7 protein-coding genes are annotated in these 5,875 nt (G+C 69.5%); all 7 read right to left on the reverse strand.

From position 1 onward, the window contains the following. Positions 1-31: 31 nt before the first annotated feature. The gene (locus G6R24_RS17360) at positions 32-205 is read right to left on the reverse strand and encodes a hypothetical protein (RefSeq protein ID WP_163550272.1); all 174 of its coding nucleotides are present in this window, start codon (positions 203-205) and stop codon (positions 32-34) included. Next, positions 202-1,005: a PHP domain-containing protein gene (locus G6R24_RS17365; RefSeq protein ID WP_163550273.1), complete on the reverse strand. Its 804-nt coding sequence runs from the start codon at positions 1,003-1,005 to the stop codon at positions 202-204. The genes G6R24_RS17360 and G6R24_RS17365 overlap by 4 nt, the downstream gene beginning before the upstream one ends. A gap of 52 nt (positions 1,006-1,057) precedes the next feature. After that, positions 1,058-1,942: a PHP domain-containing protein gene (locus tag G6R24_RS17370; RefSeq protein WP_163550274.1), complete on the reverse strand. Its 885-nt coding sequence runs from the start codon at positions 1,940-1,942 to the stop codon at positions 1,058-1,060. Positions 1,943-1,986: 44 nt separating this feature from the next. Then, complete coding sequence (locus G6R24_RS17375) at positions 1,987-2,862, reverse strand: SAM-dependent methyltransferase (RefSeq protein ID WP_163550275.1); 876 nt, start codon at positions 2,860-2,862, stop codon at positions 1,987-1,989. A gap of 95 nt (positions 2,863-2,957) precedes the next feature. Then, a complete protein-coding gene (locus G6R24_RS17380; protein WP_163550276.1) occupies positions 2,958-4,079 on the reverse strand; it encodes a methyltransferase domain-containing protein in 1,122 nt (373 codons plus the stop codon). 296 nt (positions 4,080-4,375) lie between these two features. Beyond that, a complete protein-coding gene (locus G6R24_RS17385) occupies positions 4,376-4,981 on the reverse strand; it encodes a hypothetical protein (RefSeq protein ID WP_163550277.1) in 606 nt (201 codons plus the stop codon). Positions 4,982-5,539: 558 nt separating this feature from the next. Continuing rightward, positions 5,540-5,875: hypothetical protein (locus G6R24_RS22690; protein WP_225438657.1), on the reverse strand; the 336-nt coding region annotated here is incomplete at its 5' end.

A 5,875-nucleotide genomic window follows, 5' to 3' on the forward strand; every position in this document is an offset into this window, starting at 1 on the left:
TGGGGGTGTAGGTGGCGGCGAGCAGGCGGCATCAGGCTGCTCCTATCGGCATGGTCAGCAGCGCCGCGACCAGGACAAGGTTGCAGCTCAGCGTGATTCCGACCATGCCCAGCGAAAGCTTGCTGGGTGGCAGAGAAGCGACGGCGCAGGCCAGCAGGGTTGTGGAGACGATCCAGACGCCGGCTGCGCTAGTGATCGCGGTCATCGCCGGGGCGCGTTCGGCTGGGTTCCGCTGGCGGCGGTGAGGAGCCGCTCGTACATGGCGCGGCTGGTGGTCCCTGCCCCGATCGGAATGGCGTTGCTGGTGAGCTGGCCGCGACTCCCGCTGCCGCCGGTGACGATCAAATCCAGGTGGGCGGCGATGCGACGCAGTGCCTCCCGCGCCGGCCGGGGGTTGGACGGGTGGTCGACCTCGAGGCCGGCGAGGCCGGCGGCCTGCAAGGTGGCGAGCTGGCTGACGGTGAGCTGGACGTGGTGGCGGCGCCGGGGTCGTGCCAGGATGGGGACGCCGCCCGCGGCGCGGATCACCGCGAGGACCTGGTCTGCCGGCGGTTGGCGTTTCGGCTCGAAGTATCTCCCGCCGTTGCCGAGCCATTGTGGGCTGTAGGCCTCGCGCAGGCTGGTGACGAGCCCGGTCTGGACCAGCGCGCGGGCGATGTGCGGTCGGCCCGGCACCCCGCCCGGGGCGAGCTGGGCTACCCGGTGCCAGGTCAGCACCGGATACTCGGCGCCCAGGTAGGAGACCATCTTCTGGGCCCGCTGTTCCCGGTGCCGGCGGGCGTCTGCGAGCAGGTCCAGCAGCGGCCGGTCCTCAACGTTGATCAGGTAGCCGCGTAGTTCGAGGGTGCGTTCCTGATCGGCGACCATCACGGCGCAGGGCACTGTGACCGCAGGTATCAGGGTGAGTTCGGCGGGGAGCGCCCTGCGGGCGCCGTCGATGCCGTCGATGGTGGTCCGGTCGGCGAGCGCGATCACGGTCGCGCCGGCCCGCACGGCCCTGCCCATCAACGCTTCCGGGAACGCTCCCTGACCCGACAATGACGACTCCACATGCAGGTCAATCACGGTGCGTCCCGACCGCCGTACCGATGATCGGCATGGTGCCGTGGCCGGCCTGGACGATCTGGGCGTAGGCGGCGGGGGCGGTCGTCTCCGCGCCGAGCGCAGGGCCGCCGGCCCCGTGATGCCCACTGCCCCCGGTGATGATCAGACCGAGGTGGTGGGCGATCGCGCGAAGTTCCTGGCGATCGTCCGGGCGATGTGTGGGGTGGTCGACCTCAAGGCCGGCCAGACCGTCGGCGTGCAGACCTTTGAGGTCGTCGGCGGCGAGGTTCAGCCGGCCGGGCCAGCGGGCATACGCGAGCACAGGCACCCCGCCCGCCCCGCGGATCGCACTCAGAGCCTGGCGGGCCGAGGGGAGCCGCGGGCGCCGTGGCGGGTACTGGCCGCCCAGCCAGGCGGGGCTGAGTGCCTCCGCGAGAGTGCCCGCCAGTCCTGCGGTGACCAGTGCCCCGGCGACGTCAGGGATGCCGGGGCGGCGATGCCCGGCCTGCGCCGCCACGTCGTCCCAGGTCAGCGGGTGGCCCCCGTTCTGTAGATCACGTAGGAGTTTGCGGACCTGGCGATCCTGCTCGTCACAGTTGTCGCCCAGGATGCCCAGCAGGGTCCGGTCGCGCGGGTTACACAGATAGGCCAGCAGCGACAGCGGGACCCGTTGCACGCCAAGGTTCACCGTGCAGGACACCTCCACCCCCGGCAACAGCGTCAGACCCACGGGCAGCGCTTTTTCTGCCTCCGCAACGCCGTCGAGCGTGTTGTGATCGGTCAGGGCGATCACGTGCAGGCCCGCCGCCGCCGCTTGGGCGTCCAGGTCGCCGGGAAGCGCGCTTCCGATCGACCGGCACGAATGCACATGAAGATCAATAATGGTGGCCGTGGTCATGGTTTGCGTGCCACGGCGCCGTAGACGCTCACCTCGGCGTCCGCCTAGTCCGCCTCGATGGTGCTGTCGGCCTTGTGATCGACTTTCGCTGTTTCGTCCCGGTCCGCTGTGGTGTCCTGCGTGGTCGTCGTAGGGTCGGGGCGCCACCGGTGAACGGAGACGAGGCCGGGGTCGACCAGCTCGAGGCCGTCGAAGAAGCCGGCGATCTGCTCATAGGTGCGGGTGTACACAGCGACACCCTCCTGGCGGTAGACCCGTGCCGCGGTCTCTACCGCAGGGTTGACGTCCGCGGTGATGTGGCTGAGCAGCAGGTGGCTGCCCGCGGGCAGCGGGTCCAGCAGCCGGCGTACCAGTCCGTAGGGATCGTCCTGCTCGGACAGGAAGTGCAGGACCGCGACGAGGGACAGCGCGACGGGGCGGGTCAGGTCCAGGGTGTCGTGTAGTTCGGGTGCGGTGAGGATCGTCTCGACGTCGCGCAGGTCGGCATCCAGGTAGGCGGTGCGCCCCGCCGGGGTGCTGGTCAGCAGTGCGCGGGCGTGGACGAGCACCAGGGGGTCGTTGTCGGTGTAGACCACCCGGGCGTCCGGGGCGATGGTCTGGACGGTTTCGTGCAGATTCGGCGTGGTGGGAAACCCCGTGCCCACATCCAGAAACTGGCGGATACCCGCCTTGGCTGCCAGATGGCGTGCCGCTCGGGTCATGAACGCCCGATTCTCCCGAGCAGCCGTCTCTAGCTGGGGAAACACCGAGATCGCAGTGTCGGCCGCCGTCCGGTCAGCCGGGAAGTTGTCTTTCCCGCCGAGCAGGTAGTCGTACATCCGCGCCGGGTGTGGCCGATGCACGTGCAGGTCCACGCCGCGGCTCGCTGTGCTCGGCGCGTTGTCCGGGGCAGGTGTGATGGTCGTGTCGTTGCTGTTCATGGCTCTTTCTTGACCGTGGAAAAGAAAACAGGAAAAGGGGGGAAACGAAGAACGGTGAGGCTGGGGGTGTGCTTGGGCCGGCAGTCCCCGGGGGGTCAGGAATGGTCGGCGGGGATCGTGGCCTGCCAGCCGGCGCGGTCGAGGCGGATGCTGCCGTCGGGTTCGATCCGGGCGCGGGCGCCGAGCCACGGCGCTGTCCCGCGGCGCAGCCATGCATCGCGGGTCCCGTCAAAGACGTCCCACAGGCGCTGCGGTCCGGCCTGATGCACGGTAGGGGGCTCGTCGCCGGTGGCAGTGGCCCGCGCCCAGGAACCGTCCGGATGGGACAGGAACGCGACGCGCCGGCCCTGGTGCTCGCGGTACTGCCGGCGCACCCCGGGCGCGGCCAGGGTGAGCATGGTCGACAGATCCCACGCCGCGCCGATGTTGACCACCGGATAGCGGCCCGTGGTCACCTCGCCCTCCCAGGTGGCGGACAGGTCCAATCCGGCGGGCAGCGCGGGATAGTCCGGGCCGGTCCGCGCGGGCATGAATCCCGCGGCGGCCCATTCGATCTGCCCGATGACCCCGGTGTCTGTCCGTGTCACGGTGAGGATCATGTGGGTGTCGGTGATCGTCGTGACCAACCGGCCGCCGGGACGCAGTGCGGCCAGCCAGCTTAGCGGAATTGACCGCACGGACATCATCGAGATGATTCGGTCGTAGCTGCCGGGCAGCGGCTTGGTGGCATCGGTGGGGATCACCGTGGGATGCAGGCCGATCTTCTCCATCCGCATCGCCGCGGCCGTCACGTGGTAGGGGTCGATATCCACCGTGGTGACGCGACGATCCCCGTAGCGGCGGGCCAGCAACGCTGCGCCATAACCGGGCCCTGTGCCAACGTCGAGGATGTCGACACCCTCCTTCAACTGCCCGTAGCGGTACATCGAGATCACCAGCGAGGGCAGCGTCGATGACGACGTCGCCCGACCCTTCGGCCGGGTCTGCTTGGTGGCCTGATCCGCGTGCAACGTGCCCACCCGGGTGACCAGCGTCTGGTCGCGGTAGGCGTCCGCTACCTGCCCGCGGCGCAGCACCCAGCCACCCTCGCTGCGCTGCCACCACGCCGGTGTGAACAGATGCCGAGGCACCCCGGCCAGCACCGGATACCACCGCGACCCCGCATGGCTGACCGCGCCGGCCAACGCACGCGCGTGGGTCTGCCAGATCGCGGTCATCCGCGCAGAACGCCAAGGTCGACCTGGGTACCGGTCGACCTGCGGCGACCCTCGGCATGGTTCGCCATGCGTGGCTGTTCGGGGGGCAAGGTCCGGGCGCCGGCCGGTGGCATCTGCGCACCATCCTGGCGCGCCGGTCCACCGCTGTTGTTGTCCATGAACTGTCCAAGAGGTCAGAAACCGGAAAGGGAACGGAAAAGGAGGAGAACCCGCCGCGCGGAGGTGAGGGGCCGCATCCGCGGGGCGGGCGTCGACGGGGACGGGGACGGCAGGTCATCGGCCCCGGTGGAGGAGGGTCAGACCGGACCGGTGAGCTCGGGCCGCCGCCGAGGGGAATGGCGGTCGTCGGTGTCGTCGGGCACTTCCCGAGGCCCGGACGCGAACCGGAGGACGTCCGCGACCGTGACATCGTTCGGGTCCACCTCCACCCCGGTGTCCCGGCGCACCAGCGCATACACCGGGTCCACCGCGGCTGCCAGGACAGGGCCGAGTCGGGTCAGCAGGTCGGTCGTCTCCTGGGTGTAGTGCTGCACCAACTGCGTCCAGGTCTCCTCGCCGAGGATCTCCTGCACCCGCTCCACCGATGCGGAGGCGCGTGTCTCGTCCTCGACGAGCAGGTCTCCCCGCAGCAGATGCAACCTGCTCGCGTCGATCGCCGAGGGTGGCGTCGGATTGGTCGGGCGCAGCAGGTGGCCGGCCGCGGAGAACCTGAGTCCGGTCATCTCCCGTGCCAGGTGATAGTCGGTCGCCAGCTCCAGCAACTCGGTGATCTGCTCGTGCGACAGGTTCAGCTTCGAATGGAGGCGCAGCGCACGCTCCACCGGGTTTGTCGGGGCCATGCTCATCAGCGCCAGGTCGAGCAGACCCTGGCGGTGGGGGGCGTGTTCGTCATACGGAGGCATGTCAGTAATCCGATCGGAGGATGGAACCTCCCCGCCCGCAGCAGGGACACGGGGTACGCCCCGGTGACGGTGGCGCCGCGGGCGGGGAGGGAACGAGGAGACCGCGCGCCCCCGGGGAGGGCACGGCCTGGGGCCTGCCTGCCCGCACGCCGGCGACGAACTTGCGGACGGAGAAGGCGTGGTGCTGCCCCGACTCGAGGAGCCGAGCCGAGGGCTCGACTACCGACTGATGGGGCAACCAGGACGTGGCGTGGCGGCGGGGGAAAGTACAGGGCCCAGCGGAGCTCGAGAGTCAGCCCGCCCGACCCAGCGCCACGCTGCGCGGTTTCAGGTCCAGCAGGCCCCGACGATGCAGAGCCTGTTCAAGAAAGGGCGGCACGGACATTCCTATCTGATCATGATTGGGGTCTCTCGCTGCCTGAGCTCGACGGGTCCGGGCCCGCGCGGGCCAGTCCGGAACCGGCCCCGGCTCGGGGGGTGCCAGGGCCGGTCAATCCCACTGTCCCGCGCGGCGTAGCCGAATACATTCCCTGTAACACGAACAAGTCCATCGCAGCCTCACAGGCCCGTGACCTGCGCAAACAGTGTGCTCGTGGGCGAGCTGTTCGCCTCCGGTGCCGTCCTGCGCGCCGCGCATGGCCACCTGGCACTGTCAGGAGAGGGCGTGCTGTATGCCTTCGCTCCCGGTAGGGGCGCACGGTAGAAGATCTCGACCGGGAGGTCGTACTCACCGTCGCTGACCGAGTACCAGACGGCGCGGCGATAGCCGGGCTCGACGACGGTGAGGTCACTGATGACGTCGACCGGCCGTCGATGGCAGAGGTAATCTCTATTACTTGTGGCCGGGTAGCTACTATCGGCATATCCTCGGTGCTCATCGGCCCTGTCCAGGAC

Source organism: Candidatus Frankia nodulisporulans, from assembly GCF_902806475.1.
Taxonomy (GTDB): Bacteria; Actinomycetota; Actinomycetes; order Frankiales; family Frankiaceae; genus Frankia; species Frankia umida.